17 protein-coding genes and 1 tRNA gene are annotated in these 14,657 nt (G+C 62.1%); 9 read left to right on the top strand and 9 right to left on the bottom strand.

All coding sequences use genetic code 11. The annotated features are described in order from the left end of the window. Positions 1-109 precede the first annotated feature (109 nt). Positions 110-1,228 (top strand): beta-ketoacyl-ACP synthase III, encoded by a 1,119-nt coding sequence (locus MRY75_RS15900; protein ID WP_292308985.1) that lies wholly within the window; start codon positions 110-112, stop codon positions 1,226-1,228. A gap of 50 nt (positions 1,229-1,278) precedes the next feature. Here the strand turns inward: MRY75_RS15900 and MRY75_RS15895 are convergent, their stop codons facing one another. Both MRY75_RS15895 and MRY75_RS15890 read right to left on the bottom strand, forming a co-directional pair. Next, entirely contained in the window at positions 1,279-1,788 is a 510-nt protein-coding gene (locus MRY75_RS15895; RefSeq protein WP_292308984.1) for a PRC-barrel domain-containing protein, read from the bottom strand. Between the two features lie 98 nt (positions 1,789-1,886). After that, on the bottom strand, positions 1,887-2,468 hold the full coding sequence (locus MRY75_RS15890) for a thymidine kinase (protein ID WP_292308983.1): 582 nt from the start codon (positions 2,466-2,468) through the stop codon (positions 1,887-1,889). A gap of 283 nt (positions 2,469-2,751) precedes the next feature. Between MRY75_RS15890 and MRY75_RS15885 the strand changes: the two genes are divergently transcribed. From MRY75_RS15885 to MRY75_RS15875, 3 genes are read left to right on the top strand one after another with little or no spacing between them, the layout of a single operon-like run. Continuing rightward, positions 2,752-3,210: a hypothetical protein gene (locus MRY75_RS15885; RefSeq protein WP_292308982.1), complete on the top strand. Its 459-nt coding sequence runs from the start codon at positions 2,752-2,754 to the stop codon at positions 3,208-3,210. Beyond that, the gene (locus tag MRY75_RS15880) at positions 3,197-3,550 is read left to right on the top strand and encodes a YigZ family protein (protein ID WP_292308981.1); all 354 of its coding nucleotides are present in this window, start codon (positions 3,197-3,199) and stop codon (positions 3,548-3,550) included. The genes MRY75_RS15885 and MRY75_RS15880 overlap by 14 nt, the downstream gene beginning before the upstream one ends. An 8-nt stretch (positions 3,551-3,558) precedes the next feature. Beyond that, complete coding sequence (locus MRY75_RS15875; RefSeq protein WP_292308980.1) at positions 3,559-3,906, top strand: diacylglycerol kinase; 348 nt, start codon at positions 3,559-3,561, stop codon at positions 3,904-3,906. On the opposite strand, the gene MRY75_RS15870 is transcribed toward MRY75_RS15875, so the two are convergent. Further along, positions 3,890-4,279, bottom strand: coding sequence for a thiol-disulfide oxidoreductase DCC family protein (locus MRY75_RS15870; protein WP_292308979.1), 390 nt, complete (start codon positions 4,277-4,279; stop codon positions 3,890-3,892). The two genes, MRY75_RS15875 and MRY75_RS15870, sit on opposite strands and share 17 nt — an antisense overlap. A gap of 82 nt (positions 4,280-4,361) precedes the next feature. Next, on the bottom strand, positions 4,362-5,735 hold the full coding sequence (rimO, locus tag MRY75_RS15865) for a 30S ribosomal protein S12 methylthiotransferase RimO (protein ID WP_292308978.1): 1,374 nt from the start codon (positions 5,733-5,735) through the stop codon (positions 4,362-4,364). Between the two features lie 170 nt (positions 5,736-5,905). Here rimO and MRY75_RS15860 point away from each other — a divergent pair, with 170 nt between their 5' ends. Beyond that, positions 5,906-7,093 carry an MFS transporter gene (locus tag MRY75_RS15860; protein ID WP_292308977.1) on the top strand — a complete coding sequence of 396 codons (1,188 nt, stop codon included), beginning with the start codon at positions 5,906-5,908 and terminating at the stop codon, positions 7,091-7,093. A 12-nt stretch (positions 7,094-7,105) separates the two neighbouring features. Then, entirely contained in the window at positions 7,106-7,981 is an 876-nt protein-coding gene (locus tag MRY75_RS15855) for a GNAT family N-acetyltransferase (RefSeq protein ID WP_292308976.1), read from the top strand. A 56-nt stretch (positions 7,982-8,037) separates the two neighbouring features. On the opposite strand, the gene MRY75_RS15850 is transcribed toward MRY75_RS15855, so the two are convergent. Then, a complete protein-coding gene (locus tag MRY75_RS15850) occupies positions 8,038-8,625 on the bottom strand; it encodes a GcrA family cell cycle regulator (RefSeq protein ID WP_292308975.1) in 588 nt (195 codons plus the stop codon). A 120-nt stretch (positions 8,626-8,745) separates the two neighbouring features. Between MRY75_RS15850 and MRY75_RS15845 the strand changes: the two genes are divergently transcribed. Then, the gene (locus tag MRY75_RS15845; RefSeq protein ID WP_292308974.1) at positions 8,746-9,555 is read left to right on the top strand and encodes an ABC transporter permease; all 810 of its coding nucleotides are present in this window, start codon (positions 8,746-8,748) and stop codon (positions 9,553-9,555) included. On the opposite strand, the gene MRY75_RS15840 is transcribed toward MRY75_RS15845, so the two are convergent. The 4 genes from MRY75_RS15840 to dapF all read right to left on the bottom strand — a co-directional run bounded on the left by MRY75_RS15840 (position 9,503) and on the right by dapF (position 13,348). Beyond that, complete coding sequence (locus MRY75_RS15840) at positions 9,503-10,426, bottom strand: DMT family transporter (protein WP_292308973.1); 924 nt, start codon at positions 10,424-10,426, stop codon at positions 9,503-9,505. The two genes, MRY75_RS15845 and MRY75_RS15840, sit on opposite strands and share 53 nt — an antisense overlap. A gap of 35 nt (positions 10,427-10,461) precedes the next feature. Further along, on the bottom strand, positions 10,462-11,157 hold the full coding sequence (locus MRY75_RS15835; RefSeq protein ID WP_292308972.1) for a CDP-alcohol phosphatidyltransferase family protein: 696 nt from the start codon (positions 11,155-11,157) through the stop codon (positions 10,462-10,464). 104 nt (positions 11,158-11,261) lie between these two features. Further along, on the bottom strand, positions 11,262-12,515 hold the full coding sequence (gene mtaB / locus MRY75_RS15830) for a tRNA (N(6)-L-threonylcarbamoyladenosine(37)-C(2))-methylthiotransferase MtaB (protein ID WP_292308971.1): 1,254 nt from the start codon (positions 12,513-12,515) through the stop codon (positions 11,262-11,264). Continuing rightward, positions 12,512-13,348: a diaminopimelate epimerase gene (dapF, locus tag MRY75_RS15825; RefSeq protein WP_292309025.1), complete on the bottom strand. Its 837-nt coding sequence runs from the start codon at positions 13,346-13,348 to the stop codon at positions 12,512-12,514. Before dapF ends, mtaB begins: the two co-directional genes overlap by 4 nt. Positions 13,349-13,490: 142 nt before the next feature. Between dapF and MRY75_RS15820 the strand changes: the two genes are divergently transcribed. Both MRY75_RS15820 and MRY75_RS15815 read left to right on the top strand, forming a co-directional pair. Further along, positions 13,491-13,566, top strand: a tRNA-Lys gene (locus tag MRY75_RS15820). A gap of 162 nt (positions 13,567-13,728) precedes the next feature. Continuing rightward, on the top strand, positions 13,729-14,631 hold the full coding sequence (locus MRY75_RS15815; protein WP_292308970.1) for a metal ABC transporter substrate-binding protein: 903 nt from the start codon (positions 13,729-13,731) through the stop codon (positions 14,629-14,631). Positions 14,632-14,657: the final 26 nt, after the last annotated feature.

Below are 14,657 nucleotides of genomic sequence, written 5' to 3'. Positions count from 1 at the left end.
GGCTGACAAACGCGTGCGCCAAAGCGCAGGTTCCGAAGTCCCGCAGCGTCGCACTTGACCCAGGTGCATCGGTGCAGTCTGGTCCCCGCACACAAGAAGGACCCCTGCCATGATCCAGCCTGCAATCACCGGAAGTGGTGTGTTCACCCCGGAGCATGTCATCACCAATGACGAACTGGTGGTGGCCTTCAATGCCTATGCCGATCGCATGAACGTGGAAAACGCCGAGGCGATAGCGGCCGGCGAGATGGCCCCGGTACCGCAATCCAGTGCCGATTTCATTCTGTCGGCCTCGGGCATCGAACAGCGCTATGTAATGGACAAATCCGGAGTTCTCGATCCTGATCGCATGTTCCCGCACCTTCGTGCGCGGACGGATGAAGAGCCATCGCTCATGGCCGAGATGGCGGTCGATGCGATCACCAGGGCGCTGGCGCAGGCCGGGCGCGCGGCGTCCGAGGTGGATCTGGTGATCTGTGCCGCGTCGAACCACGAACGCGCTTATCCCGCGATCGCGGTGGAAATTCAGAGCCTGATCGGTGCAGGCGGCTTTGCCTTTGACATGAACGTCGCCTGTTCTTCGGCCACCTTCGGCATACAGACCGCAGCCGACATGGTACGGTCGGGCTCGGTCAGATGTGCCATCGTGGTGAACCCCGAGATCTGTTCGGCCCATCTCGAATGGCGGGATCGGGATTGCCATTTCATTTTCGGGGACGTTGCGACAGCCGTCGTGATCGAGCCGGAAACCAACGCCAAAGGCGCGCATTTCACAATCCATGGCACCCGCTGCGCGACCGAGTTCTCCAACAACATCCGCAACAACGACGGCTTCCTGCGCCGCACCCGTGACCAGATGGAAGACCGCCGCGACATGCAGTTCATGCAGAACGGGCGGAAGGTCTTCAAGGAAGTGCTGCCGATGGTGTCGGCCCACATCCTTGGGCATCTGGCAGACGAAGGATGGGGCGCAGACAGTCTCAAGCGCCTCTGGCTGCATCAGGCCAACAAGACGATGAACGACTTCATCGGGAAGAAAGTCTTGGGCCGTACGCCCGAACCCGGCGAACAGCCGAACATCCTGCAGGATTACGCGAACACATCATCAGCCGGGTCCATCATCGCGTTCTCGAAATATTCGGACGATCTGCAGCCGGGCGACCGCGGCGTGATCTGCTCTTTCGGTGCAGGTTATTCCGTCGGGTCGGTGCTGATCGAACGGGCCTAAAAAAGAGGGCCGATTGGCCCTCTCTCTTTTCGCGATCAATGCGACCGGCCTCAGTTCCAGAAGCCTTCGTCGACCGATTCCATCTGTTCCAACTGCTCTTCGTTGTGCTTGGTCACGAAGGCATAGCTGCGATCGTCGACAGCCACGAGATTCACGTCCGAGACCGGGATCATCACGTGCTTGTCCGCGATATCAAGAAATCCGCCAACCTCGGCCACGATGCCGATCATCTGACCGCTCGTGTTGAGGATAATGTCCTCGATCTCGCCGATATCGTTCCAATCGGCACCGACTTCGGTGTGGATCGTATCCATCGACCAGCCTTCGTCATTGGCGGCATTGGTCGTGTAGACGGTGCCACCGGTGATGTCGCGGGTGCGGATCAGGTTGGCCGGATCGTCCATCGACATGTCGTCATTCGACGCCATGTTGGTGCTGTCCGTCATTTCGGTCGTCGCAGACCCGGTGGCCATGTCGCCGGATGTGTGGCTTTCGGCCCATGCGCCGGTGGCGCCGAGTGTCAGGGCAAGTGCGCTTGCGAAAAGTTTGTTGGTGGTCATTGCATCCTCCTGGGTTGCGTTGCTTCTGCAGGCACAACCAAGCTGCCGGACACGATGTTCCACGGTATATTTTTGCGTCGTGATGGAACTTTATCTGCTCAGGCCGCGCCGGTTTCCTGTCGCCAGTGTTTCCGGCAGAGGCTGACATAGGTTTCGTTGCCGCCGATCTGGACCTGCGCACCTTCGGTCAGGGCGCGGCCTTCGGAATCCTTGCGCACAACCATCGTCGCCTTGCGCCCGCAATGGCAGATCGTGCGCACTTCGCGCAGCGAATCCGCCAAGGCAAGCAGCGTGGCGGAGCCGGGAAAGAGCTGTCCACGGAAATCCACCCGCAGCCCGTAGGCCATCACCGGCACATTCAGATCATCCGCCACCCGGGCCAGTTGCCAGACCTGATCGGGCGTCAGGAACTGCGCCTCGTCGATGAAGATGCAGGCCAGCTCTGTCTCCGCCAGAACGCCTTCGATCCGCGCGAAAAGGTCATCCGCCGGAGAAAACGTGTCCGCTTCGCGCGCAAAGCCGATGCGTGAGCCGATCCGCCCCTGACCGGCCCGATCATCGAAGGCGGCGGTCATGCGATAGACCGACATCCCGCGTTCTTCGTAATTGTGCGCAGCCTGCAGCAGCAGGGTCGATTTCCCCGCGTTCATGGTGGAATAGTTGAAATAGAGCTTCGCCATGTCCTGCCATCTGCCCCAACCGGACCGGGCGCGCAAGAGAGCCCGGTGCAGGATGCGTCGCCGTCCGTCCCGTGAGTGGCGGTTTCCCGGCCTGAAGCTTGCCTGTATCGACGGTCCGGCAGCGCATCCGACCCCCGACACAGTGAAGGAACTGTGCCAAGTGTGCCGTTGTGCCCGATGAATTCGGGTCTGGAACACCTGTGTCATTGCATTACGATGAAAGTCAGGGGAAAGAAGCGGAACTGTTCCCATAGGGTCTTGGGGTATAACGAGGGGGCATGAGATGCCGGCATTTGGTCCGTATCTGAAAAAACACACAGAATTGCTGGTGAAGGATGTGGGCATCGAGAAAGCCTGTGAATTGACCGGCAAGTCCAAAGCCACTCTTGGCCGCTACTACGCCGATCACGACGAACACGCCGACCGCTTCATCCCGGTGGATGCTGTTGCCGCTCTCGAACAGGTGTCGAGCTATCCTCATGTGACATCTGCGCTGGCTGAACTGAATGGCATCACGCTCTCGTTCGACGAACGCCGGGACAACACCAAGAAGAAGGGCGGCGTGAATTCCGACGTTGTTGTCCTGAGCCAGCGCTTTGCGATGTTGATGGCGGAATATCATCAATCCATCGAGGATGGCGTGATCAGTGCCAATGAAGCGCGTCGTCTTCTGCGGGAAACGCTGGCGCTGCAGCAGGTGCTGATCGACATGAAGCTGCATCTCGAAGATGAGACAATTTGAAGGCGTCATCTCGGATCGCGGCTCCAAATACGCGGTCAGCGGCGGACCGGCGTCCAGTCGGGCGGATGTCGACGGGTTTCTCAAGTCCCTGAAACGCGCCAAAAAGTACGCCAAGGCCACGCATAACACATGGGCCGTCGTGTTCTCGGACGGCACCCCGCTCAAGAACGATGACGGCGAAGGCGGGGCAGGGCAGATCATCCTGCAGATGCTCGAACGCGAAGGCCTGACCGATCACGTGATCGTCGTCACGCGCTGGTATGGCGGCAAGCATCTTGGCGGCGACCGGTTCCGCCATGTGCAGGATTGCGTGCGGCACTACCTCGACAACACCCGATAGGCACCGGGATGGAATTCCTCAGACGCCTGAAACTGCGCTGCATCTGGTCCTGGGCCGGGGTTGTCGCAACCTGGACGTCCGAGCACAGTTTTCGCAGCTGGGTCTGGGCGAACCTTGTCTCGGGGGCAGTAGCTTTGATCCTGCCGCTCTCACCGGGCGAACGGGCGCTGATCCTTGCGCTCGGGATCCTGATCCTCGCGGCGGAACTGCTCAACACCGCCATCGAAGATGCGGTCGATTACATCTCGACCGAGGATCACCCATTGGCCAAACGCGCCAAGGACGCAGGCAGCGCGGGCGTCGCCGTTGCGGCGATTGCGGCGGGGGTGGCGTGGGTCGTTATCCTGATTGGGTAGCGCGACGCGCCTTGCGGCGCAGGTGCCAGCGGTAGATCAGGGGGGCAAGGATGTGGTCATAGACGACGGATGCGCCCTGCCGGATCCCCGGCAGCCCCACGACACGGGCCAGCCAGCGATAGCGCGGCATGTCTTGCCACAACACAAGAAAGGCCGGAATGCCGCTGGTCAGTTCGCCATCCCGCAGCACGTAGAGCCGCCGCGCGGCGGTATCCTCGTCAATCCCCCAGGCTGCCCGGTCCGGTCCGTTCAGGTCGTCGAACCGGATCGGCAAACCCTGTCTGCGAGCGTAGTTGGCATAATGGTTGATCTCGAAGGAACAGACCGGGCATTGATCGTTATAGAGCACGCGTGTTTCTGATGTCTCAGGCATGCACCGGAGGTAAGGTGGGTCGCCCCGCCGGCAAGTGCGACACACCGTTTCCGTCACCGGAAACGGCTGATGCGCCACGGCATCAGACGCGCCGACCCCAAAGGTCGTATTCCCCGGCCTCGTCCACCTCGACCGTCACGATCTCGCCCACAGACAACCCGTCCGTTCCTTCGTCGATGAACAGGTTTCCGTCGATCTCGGGCGCGTCGGCCTTGGTCCTACAGGTGGCGATGCCGTCTTCGTCGATGTCGTCGATGATCACGTCGATCCGCTGACCGACCTTGGCCGCAAGCTTCGCTTCGGAAATCGCCTGCGCCTTTTCCATGAACCGGTCCCAGCGCTCCTGCTTGACCTCATCGGGCACATGATCCGGCAGGGCGTTCGACCGCGCACCAGCGACGTTTTCGTACTGAAAACACCCCACGCGATCCAGTTGCGCTTCGTCCATCCAGTCAAGCAGGGTCTGGAACTCGGCCTCGGTCTCGCCGGGATAGCCGACGATGAAGGTCGACCGCAGGGTGATGTCGGGGCAGATGTCGCGCCAGGCCGCGATTTCGTCCAGCGTCCGCGCCGCTGCCGCAGGTCGGGCCATGCGTTTCAGCGTGTCGGGATGCGCGTGCTGGAACGGGATGTCGAGGTAGGGCAGCACCAGACCATCCGCCATCAGCGGGATCAACTCGCGCACATGCGGGTAGGGGTAGACGTAATGCATCCGCACCCACGCGCCCAAACCGCCCATATCGCGGGCCAACGACAGGATCGGGAACTTCTCGTCCCGGTCCTTCCAGTCCGTGCCATAGGCCGAGGTGTCCTGGCTGATCACCAGCAGTTCCCGCACGCCCGACTCGACCAGCTTTTCCGCCTCGCGCAGCACCGCTTTGGCCGGGCGCGAGGTCAGCTTGCCGCGCATATCCGGGATGATGCAGAACTTGCAGGTGTGATTGCAGCCCTCGGAAATCTTGAGATAGCTGTAATGGCGCGGTGTCAGCTTCACGCCCGAGGCAGGCAGCAGGTCGATGAACGGATCGGGATCAGGCGGCACGGCGGCATGCACCGCATCCAGCACCTGTTCGTATTGATGCGGGCCCGTGACGGCCAGAACCTTGGGATGCGCGCCGGTGATATACTCGGGCTCGGCCCCCAGACACCCTGTGACGATCACCCGACCGTTCTCGGCCAGCGCCTCGCCAATGGCCTCGAGGCTTTCCGCCTTTGCCGAATCGAGAAACCCGCAGGTGTTCACGATCACCGCATCGGCCCCGGAATAATCCGGGCTGATGCCATAGCCTTCAGCCCGCAGACGCGTCAGGATCCGCTCGGAATCCACCAGCGCCTTGGGACAGCCCAGCGACACCATGCCGATGGTCGGCTGGCCTGCACGGGGCGCATCGGAAAACCGCGCGGCAGGCGCAAGGTCGGGGCGTAAAGAGGGCGGGTTCTGGGACATGCGCGGCATATAGAGATTTGCACATCGCGGGGGAAGGCCCGATTGCACTCAACCCGTCGGCATTCTGTGCAACATTGCTTGCCAAATCACAGGCTGCGTGGTCGGGTTGAGAAAACATCAACCGAGCCAACCCTATCACGCGCCAAGATCTCTCCCGCAACCTGACTCTCCTGCCGTGGGTGAAATTCGCCCAGAACCTTCTGTTCTGGCAGGCGACGTGGTTCCTGTTTCTTCAGGACACGCTGTCGGCGGCCGAAGCGGTGTTGCTCTACGCGGTCTACGACATCTGCACGACCGTGTTCGAAGTGCCGTCGGGATACATGTCCGACCGTATCGGGCGCCGGGTGACGCTTGTGGCGTCATCGGTGGCCGGGATCATCGCGATGGTCTGTTTCACGATGGGCGACAGCTTTGCCGTCTTCGTGCTGGCACAGTTGTTTCTCGGAGCATCGGCGGCCTTTGCATCGGGAACCGACAGTTCGTTGCTTTATGAAAGCCTCGCTGCAGAAGGCCGTGAAGATGAAGTCGAACGCTACGAATTGCGGCTCTGGCGGTTCACCTTTGCGGCTCTCATGGTCTCGGCGGTCACCGGTGGGATCATGGCGCGGGCTCTCCCTGTCCTGCCGTTCGTGATGTCCGGCGCTGCCTTTGTGGCGATGTTGGCCCTGGCTTCCCAGCTCCGGGATTCGTCCATCGATCCCGAAACGCCGCCGGTGCGCGCCGCCATTGGTCCGGCCATTGCCGCCGCCTTCCGTAACCCGGTGCTGCTCTGGCTGTTTGCGCTCAGCGTGGTGATGTACGGGTTTTCCCATGTGCCCTTTGTCTTTGGTCAACCCTTTATTCTGAAGACGCTGGAACAAGTGGGCCTCTCCGGCGAGGCGCCTTTGGTAAGCGGGGCCGTATCGGCCACGATGATGGCCGTGTCCGTGGCCGCGTCCTTTGCTGCGCCCGCGATCCGCCGCCATGCCGGGCTGGCTGCAACCCTGCTGATTGCCTTTGCGATGCAGGTCTTGCTCTGCGCGGTTCTTGCCTTCAACCAGAGCCTCTTTGCCATCGGCATTCTCTTGCTGCGGATGGTGCCCGATTCTCTGTCCCGGCCATTCATCCTCGCCCGCACCCAACCGTTGCTGACCGACGGCATGCGGGCCACGTATCTGTCGATCCAGAGCTTTGCCGGCCGCATCGCCTTTGCGGCAAGCCTCTGGTTCGCGTCGCGCAATGTCAGCGATGTCGGGGAAATGCCCGTGGCGGATCTGGTTCTGGTGCTCTGGGGCTTTGCCATTGTGGGCGCTGTGCTCTGGCTGGCGCTTGCAATTTGGGTCCGCCGCATTCCACTTGATCCGCGACAGCCGCGCGGACACTCATGACGAGATGACTCCATGATCCTGCATTGCGTCTTCTGTTCCTTCCGGGGCGACACCCACCAGACCGAACGGCAGGCGGTCTTGACCGATCTTTCCGGGTTCACCCTTGGTCTGGAGGGCGTTCTTGGCTTCGATCATGGCCCAAATGCGGATTTCGAAGGCAAGTCGCCCAAGTTCACCGACGGCTTCGTCATCCGCTTTGCGGATCGCCGGGCGCTGGCAGCCTATGCCGACCACCCGACACACAAGGCGTTGGGCGCGAAGCTCTGCGATCTGTGTGAGGGTGGTGCGGATGGGATCATGGTGGTCGATCTTGTATGTGATGACGTACAATCAGGAAGAGGGCCAGCACTTCAGGTTCTGCCAGACCCCACGTCTCGCGCGGATCAGATCGCTCAACTTTTCAAGGACAGCTTTACCGACTCCGAAGGCGCGGAGGAGGGGGCGGTGATCCACGATCTTGCCCGCGATCTGCTGACCACGACCCCGAAAGACGACCTTCGCGTCTTTGTGGCCGAGGCAGACGGGACGCTTCGCGGCTGTGCGATCTTTACCCGGTTGCGCTTTGCAAAAGATCCGCGAACCGCGTTTCTGCTGTCGCCGATGGCGGTGGCCACCACGTCTCAGGGGCAGGGCATCGGGCAAGCGCTGATCCGTCACGCTCTTGAGGTTTTGCAGGCCGAAGGTGTGGACGTGGCCGTGACCTATGGCGATCCAAGGTTCTATGGGCGCGTGGGGTTCGAGCCTGTCACCACCGACACCGTACCCGCACCGCTGCCACTCAACATGCCCGAGGGATGGATCGCGCAGTCCTTGACGGACGCGCCCCTGACACCGTTGGTCGGTCCGTCGCTCTGTGCGCCAGCGCTGGATCGCCCAGACATCTGGTAACCTGCAACAAGAAAGGGGCGGTCTGGCCGCCCCTTGGTCTGTCTGATGAATGCGCCTCAGCGACGACGGTCGCGACGGGAGCTCATGGGTTGGAACGCGACGCCGACATGCGCCTCGCAATAGGGCTTGCCCTGCTGGACGGGCAGACCACAGAACCAGAAATTCGGCGTTGCCGGATCGCCGACGGGCCATTTGCAGGTCTTTTCGGTCAGTTCCATCAGGGTCAGCTTTTTGGCCTTCTTCTCGACCGCGTTCACCTTGGCCAGCGCTTCGGGGCTGATCTCGTTGGCCGAGGGCTGCGGTGGCAGAGGCTGACCTGCCGGAATGATCTGGCGGCGCGGACTTGCGGGTGGTGTTGCGGACTTCGTTTCCATAACGACCTCGGGTTCAGCAGGCTTGGGGGCGGGTGCCGGTTTCGGTGCCGCCTTGGGGGCCGGTTTCGCCTCGGGCTTGGGCGCGGGCTTGGCTTCCGGCTTGGCTGCCGGACCGGCGGCACCGGCACGGTTCGACAACCCCAGGCGATGCACCTTCCCGATCACGGCATTGCGCGTCACGCCGCCAAGTTCCTTGGCGATCTGGCTGGCAGACTGGCCTTCGCCCCACATCTTCTTCAACAGCTCTACGCGTTCATCGGTCCAGGACATCGTGCCCTCCATCAAAAAGAGCGGCCGTTTGCGTTGGCCGCCCGAAATCTCTAAGTCGCACCCTATTCTAATCATGCGCGGGCGAGTTACAACCCGCACTGACAGGCAAGAGGACCCCCAATGCAGCAGACAGGACAGATGGTCACGAACGAACGCCGTTTCGGACGGGTGAACTGGCTTGGGCTCTACACCCTCGCACAGCGCGAAGTGCTGCGGTTTCTCAATGTCTGGACCCAGACCGTGCTGGCCCCGCTGGTGACGGCGGGTCTCTTCATGCTGATTTTCACCATCGCCATCGGCCCCCGCCGGGGTGGCGTGATGGGGGTCGATTTCACCACCTTCATCGCACCGGGTATCCTGATGATGACGGTGATCCAGAACGCCTTTGCCAACACCTCGTCCTCGATCGTCATCTCCAAGGTGCAGGGCAACATCGTGGACACGCTGATGCCGCCGCTCTCGGCGGGCGAGCTGGTGCTGGGCTATCTTGCCGGTGGCGTCGCGCGGGGGCTGTTGGTGGCCGTTGTCATCGTGCTGGCGCTCTGGGTGTTTCTGGGCATCGTGCCTCAACACCCGCTGGTCGCCTTGTTCTTCGTGATCGTGGGCGCTGCGCTCTTGTCGGGCATCGGCATGGTTGCGGGCATCTTTGCCGACAAATTCGACCAGATGGCCGCGATCACCAATTTCATCGTGACGCCGCTCGCCTTTCTGTCGGGCACGTTCTACTCGGTCGAGGCTCTGCCGCCCATCATGTATGACATCACGCACGCCAACCCGATCTTCTACCTGATCGACGGGGTGCGCTGGGGCATCATCGGCGTGTCCGACAGCAGCCCCGCTTTGGGCGCGGTCATCGCCGTTGGCAGCACCGTGGCCATCAATCTGCTGGCGTGGTCATTTTTCCAACGGGGATACCGGCTGAAGGCCTGATGCGGCCTTCGCGCCACATCAGAAGCCCGGCACCGCAGAGAATGATGGTCGTCCCGATCACGGATACCCCGTCCGGGCGGACCCCGAAGACGACGAAATCGTAGAGCGCTGCAAAGACCAGCGTGGCATAGAAGAATGGCCCGACAAACCCCGCATCAGCCCGCGCCAAGGCGTTGATGAAACAGGTTTGTGCCGAGGCCATCAGAAACCCGATCCCGGCCAGCGCGGCCCATTGCGCCGGCGTCGGTGCGATCCAGACCCAGAAAGCGGCGGCCGACGCGATGCAGACTCCGATCACGTTGTTGACCAGCAGGATCTGCATCGGACCTTCCCGCCCCGTGAGCCGTTTCATCACGATCAACTCAAGCCCCAACGCAACCGCCGCCCCAAGCGCAAGCAGAGCGGCGGGCTGGAACGCCTCGGGTGTTGGGCGCAGCAGGATCATCGCGCCCGCAAGTGCAATCGCAGCGGCCGTCAGGCGCACCGGACCAATCCGTTCTCCAAGGAAGGGAATGGCCAGAAGCATGCCAATCACCGGATTCAGAAAGCTGATCGCCGTCGCATCTGAGAGCGGAATGAACGCGGCAGCTGCGAACATCAGCGTCACACCGCCCCACCCGAAGGCCACGCGCACCGTGTGGGTCCTCCAGGCGATGTCGGTCAACCGCAGGCGCATGATCCATGCCGCCACGGCAAAGGCGAGGCAGGCAAAAACAAAGCGCCCGTGGCTGATCTGCAACGGGTTGAGCGCAGGCCCCAGCGCGTCGGTTCCCAGCATCTTGGCCAGCAGCGTCGTGCCCGCAACAAAAGCCGAGGCCAGCAGCGTCAACAGCGCGGCTAGAAGTGGGTTTTGGTCTTTGGGCACGAACATGGATCAGCCTTGCGCCGCTTTGCGGCCAAAGGCAATCACTGGCTGCGTGTCGGTACAATCTGCTGAACGATCCCGACGAGGATCAGATAAAGCGACGTGGCGATGAGGCCCCAATGCGCCCAGCTTTCCGGGTGAAAGTCGACCCACGCCGCCCATCCGGCGAAAAACGTCCACGCGAGCGCAATCGGCAGCGACAGGTTGCGCCAGCGCATCGTGCGCACAGGGTGGATGAATTTGAGCGGCAGGAACATCGCAATCGCCAGCACGGCGACGATGGCCAAAGAGACCCAGAAATTGGGTTCGATGGCGAACAGCACCAGCACAAGCATGTTCCAGCATCCGGGGAAGCCCTGGAAGGAATTGTCCTCGGTCTTCATGCGGCTGTCTGCGAAATACATCGCCGAGGCAAAGGTGATCACGATGATCGCAAACCAGCCCGTCCAACCCGGCAGAAGGCCGGACTGGAACAGCGCGAAAGCGGGAATGAACACGTAGGTCAGATAGTCGATGATGAGGTCGAGCAGAACGCCGTCGAAGCGCGGCGCATTTGCCTTTACATCATATTTGCGTGCCAATGGCCCGTCGATGCCATCGACGGCGAAGGCGACGACCAGCCACAGGAACATGATGGACCACTTTTCCTGCGCCGCTGCCAGCAAAGCCAGCATGGCAAAAACGGCTCCGGTCGCGGTCAGGAGATGGACGCACAGCGCGCGGGATTGATCACTCATTCCGAGGTTTTGGCCGAATTGTCGGAGCGGTGCAATCGGTCGCGCGATTTTTTCCCGCGGTTGTGAGGGACCCCGATACGTCGCTGCAAACGCGCTCGTCCTGATCACGCGACCAGCTGGTGCCCGTCCTGCCCGGTGATTGTCGCGCGCACGATCTGGCCCACGGGCTGCTCCGCCGCAAACCTGACCTCGGTGAACTGCTCGGTCCGCCCCATGTCCGGCGCTTCCATCAGCACGTTGTGAGTCAGCCCCTGCTGCGCCGTCAGATGGCGCGACACAGCCGCGTCACCCGCTGCCCTCAACCGCGCGGCACGCTCCTTGATCGCGCGTCCGTCCACCTGCGGCATCCGTGCGGCGGGCGTGCCTTCGCGCGGCGAATAGGGAAACACGTGCAGCCATGTCAGATCACACTCCTCGACCAGCTTCAGCGAATTCTCGAAATGCGCCTCGGTCTCGGTCGGGAAGCCCGCGATGATGTCTGCGCCGAACGTCATGTCATGCCGCAGCCTGCGCGCCTCTTCGGCAAAGCGGATCGCGTCGTCGCGCAGATGCCGCCGTTTCATCCGCTTGAGGATCAGGTCGTCGCCATGCTGAAGGCTCAGATGCAGGTGCGGCATCAGGCGTGGTTCGGTGGCAATCGCCTGCATCAGGTTCTCGTCCACCTCGATGCTGTCGATCGAACTGATCCGCAGGCGCGGCAGATCGGGCACCAGCCGCAGGATGCGCATCACCAGATCGCCCAGCTTTGGTTGCGCAGGCAGGTCGGCGCCCCAGGAGGTAAGGTCGACCCCGGTCAGTACCACCTCGTTGAAGCCCTTGTCCACCAGCCGCTTGATCTGATCCACGATCACCCCGGCAGGCACCGAGCGCGAATTGCCACGACCATAGGGGATGATGCAGAAGGTGCAGCGATGGTCGCAGCCGTTCTGGACCTGCACATAGGCGCGGGACCGCGTGCCGAAACCGTCGATCAGGTGCTGCGCGGTTTCCGTCACCGACATGATGTCGTTGACCTGAACCGCCTCGGTCTCGCCAATGAAATCCGCTGACAGCCCTTTCCAGGTGTCCGGCGTCATCTTTTCGGTATTGCCGATCACCGCATCGACCTCGGCCATTTGGGCAAAGGTCTCGGGTTCGGTCTGTGCCGCACAGCCGGTCACGATCAGCTTGGCGTTCGGGTTGTCCCGGCGCAGCTTGCGAATCTCCTGCCGTGCCTTGCGCACCGCCTCGGCGGTCACGGCGCAGGTGTTGACCACAACGGCATTCTCAAGCCCTGCCTGCGCGGCAAGGTCCTTCATCGCCTCGGTCTCGTAAGCGTTCAGGCGACAGCCCAGCGTGGTGAACTTGGGCGGGGTCATGACACCGCCTCCAGCCAGTCCGCCGTGAAAGTGCCAGAGAACACATGCGCTGTCGGCCCGGTCATCCAGACGCCATCCTCGCGCCAGTCGATCTCGATGCGCCCACCGTCAAGGTCGATGCTCACGCGCCGCCCGGTCAAGCCGCGCCGTGCCGCCGCAACCGCCGTGGCGCAGGAGGACGACCCCGAGGCGAGCGTGACACCCACCCCGCGCTCCCAGACCCGCATCCGAAGATGATCGGGTCCGATGACGCTGGCGAACTGCACATTGGTGCGCTGCGGATAAAGCGGATGATGCTCGATCTCGGCACCCCGCGTGGCAAGGTCCACCGATTCCGCATCCGCGACAAAGAACGTACAATGCGGATTGCCCATGCCCGTCGCCGTCGGCGCACCGTCGATGGGCAATTCAAGCGTGTCCATCTCGTGCGCGAGCGGCACCTCGTCCCAACGCAACTGCGGCAGCCCCATATTCACCGAGGTCAGCCCGCCCCCCGCATCCTGCGCGATCAGACGCCCCCGTTCGGTGACGAGCACCACTTCGGTCAGGCCCGCCTCGTCCATCAGGTGCCGCGCAATGCAGCGCGTGGCATTGCCACAGGCCCCGGCCGTCGATCCGTCGGAATTGTAGAACACCAGCCGCGCATCCGCCCCGTCCGTACCCGGTTCGATCAACGCAAGCTGGTCAAACCCCACGCCGCGATGCCGATCCCCGATCGCCTGCGCCAACGCAGCCGTCATTCCGACAGGCCGCACACGCGCATCCAGCACGACAAAATCATTGCCGAGGCCATGCATTTTCATGAAGGCGATATTGCGCGGGTCGTGGGTCATCATGGCCGCGCATATACGCCTGTCAGGTGCATCTTTCCAGACCGCGCCAGCGGCCCCGCTGCGGCATTCTGGAAGATAGCTTGGAATTGTGCCGTTTTGGGGGTTGACCGCACTCCGCCCTCTTTCTAGATAGCCCGCCAGTGGGCCGTTAGCTCAGTTGGTAGAGCAACTGACTTTTAATCAGTGGGTCGCAGGTTCGAATCCTGCACGGCTCACCACTGATCTCCGAACATCGTGATATCAAAGGCGTAGCGCAAAGCGGCAGGATTGCGCTTATTTCGGGCGGCAGCCCTTGCAGGCGTGCATTCCGTTGCTACCTAATTGCGAGTGATTTGCATTTTCAAATATCGACCGTCATACTGAACAGGGAGGTTCACAGCATGCGACGGAACGTTTCAGCCCTGATATCGGCCGCAGTTCTGGTGGCAGGGGCGCAGGGTGCAGCCGCGGACGAGCGGATGAAGGTGGTCACGACCTTCACGGTACTGGCTGACATGGCCGCGAATGTGGCCGGTGATGCGGCCGAGGTCGTCTCGATCACCAAACCGGGGGCCGAAATCCATGGATACGAACCCACGCCACAGGATATCGTGCGGGCCTATGACGCCGATCTGATCCTGTGGAACGGGCTCAATCTTGAACTGTGGTTCGAACAATTCCTCGCCAATTTGGACGACGTGCCTTCGGTCACGTTGAGCGAGGGCATAGACCCGATCTCGATCTCATCGGGCAGCTACGAAGGCAAACCCAACCCGCATGCCTGGATGGGTCTGGATAATGCGTTGATCTATATCGACAATATCACCAAGGCCTTTTCCGAGCAGGACCCCGACAATGCCGCGCTCTATGCCGCGAATGCGGAGCGCTACAAAGACGATCTGCGCGCCACGATCGAGCCGCTGCGCAGCGCTGTTGCGGCGATTCCCGAAGATCAGCGCTGGCTTGTGACCTGCGAGGGGGCGTTCAGCTATCTGGCCCGCGACATGGGGCTGAGAGAGCTCTATCTCTGGCCGATGAACGCCGATCAGAACGGCACGCCACAGCAGGTCCGCGCCGTGATCGACGGGGTGCGCGAGAACGACATCCCGGTCGTCTTCTGCGAAAGCACCGTGAACACCGCGCCGGCCGAACAGGTCGCCCGCGAAACCGGTGCCGTTTACGGCGGTGTGCTCTATGTCGATTCGCTGAGCGAGGAAGGAGGCCCGGTGCCGACCTATCTCGACCTGTTGACCGTCACGACCCGCACGGTTGCTGAAGGACTGACCACCGCCGTCACCAACTGAGGCGACGGGGACACCGAAATCATGGC

The organism is Marivita sp. (assembly GCF_022763305.1).
Taxonomy (GTDB): Bacteria; Pseudomonadota; Alphaproteobacteria; order Rhodobacterales; family Rhodobacteraceae; genus Marivita.
This window is presented reverse-complemented; position numbering and strand designations above follow the sequence as displayed.

Coding starts and splice junctions, on each gene's coding strand:
- rimO (WP_292308978.1), bottom strand. CDS start 5,735: ATGCCGCGCATGTCCCAGAACCCGCCCTCTTTACGCCCCGACCTTGCG.
- MRY75_RS15895 (WP_292308984.1), bottom strand. CDS start 1,788: ATGACCACCAACAAACTTTTCGCAAGCGCACTTGCCCTGACACTCGGC.
- MRY75_RS15855 (WP_292308976.1), top strand. CDS start 7,106: ATGATCCTGCATTGCGTCTTCTGTTCCTTCCGGGGCGACACCCACCAG.
- MRY75_RS15835 (WP_292308972.1), bottom strand. CDS start 11,157: ATGAGTGATCAATCCCGCGCGCTGTGCGTCCATCTCCTGACCGCGACC.
- MRY75_RS15815 (WP_292308970.1), top strand. CDS start 13,729: ATGCGACGGAACGTTTCAGCCCTGATATCGGCCGCAGTTCTGGTGGCA.
- MRY75_RS15880 (WP_292308981.1), top strand. CDS start 3,197: ATGAGACAATTTGAAGGCGTCATCTCGGATCGCGGCTCCAAATACGCG.
- MRY75_RS15890 (WP_292308983.1), bottom strand. CDS start 2,468: ATGGCGAAGCTCTATTTCAACTATTCCACCATGAACGCGGGGAAATCG.
- MRY75_RS15870 (WP_292308979.1), bottom strand. CDS start 4,279: ATGCCTGAGACATCAGAAACACGCGTGCTCTATAACGATCAATGCCCG.
- mtaB (WP_292308971.1), bottom strand. CDS start 12,515: ATGACCCCGCCCAAGTTCACCACGCTGGGCTGTCGCCTGAACGCTTAC.
- MRY75_RS15900 (WP_292308985.1), top strand. CDS start 110: ATGATCCAGCCTGCAATCACCGGAAGTGGTGTGTTCACCCCGGAGCAT.
- MRY75_RS15875 (WP_292308980.1), top strand. CDS start 3,559: ATGGAATTCCTCAGACGCCTGAAACTGCGCTGCATCTGGTCCTGGGCC.
- MRY75_RS15845 (WP_292308974.1), top strand. CDS start 8,746: ATGCAGCAGACAGGACAGATGGTCACGAACGAACGCCGTTTCGGACGG.
- MRY75_RS15850 (WP_292308975.1), bottom strand. CDS start 8,625: ATGTCCTGGACCGATGAACGCGTAGAGCTGTTGAAGAAGATGTGGGGC.
- MRY75_RS15840 (WP_292308973.1), bottom strand. CDS start 10,426: ATGTTCGTGCCCAAAGACCAAAACCCACTTCTAGCCGCGCTGTTGACG.
- MRY75_RS15885 (WP_292308982.1), top strand. CDS start 2,752: ATGCCGGCATTTGGTCCGTATCTGAAAAAACACACAGAATTGCTGGTG.
- dapF (WP_292309025.1), bottom strand. CDS start 13,348: ATGACCCACGACCCGCGCAATATCGCCTTCATGAAAATGCATGGCCTC.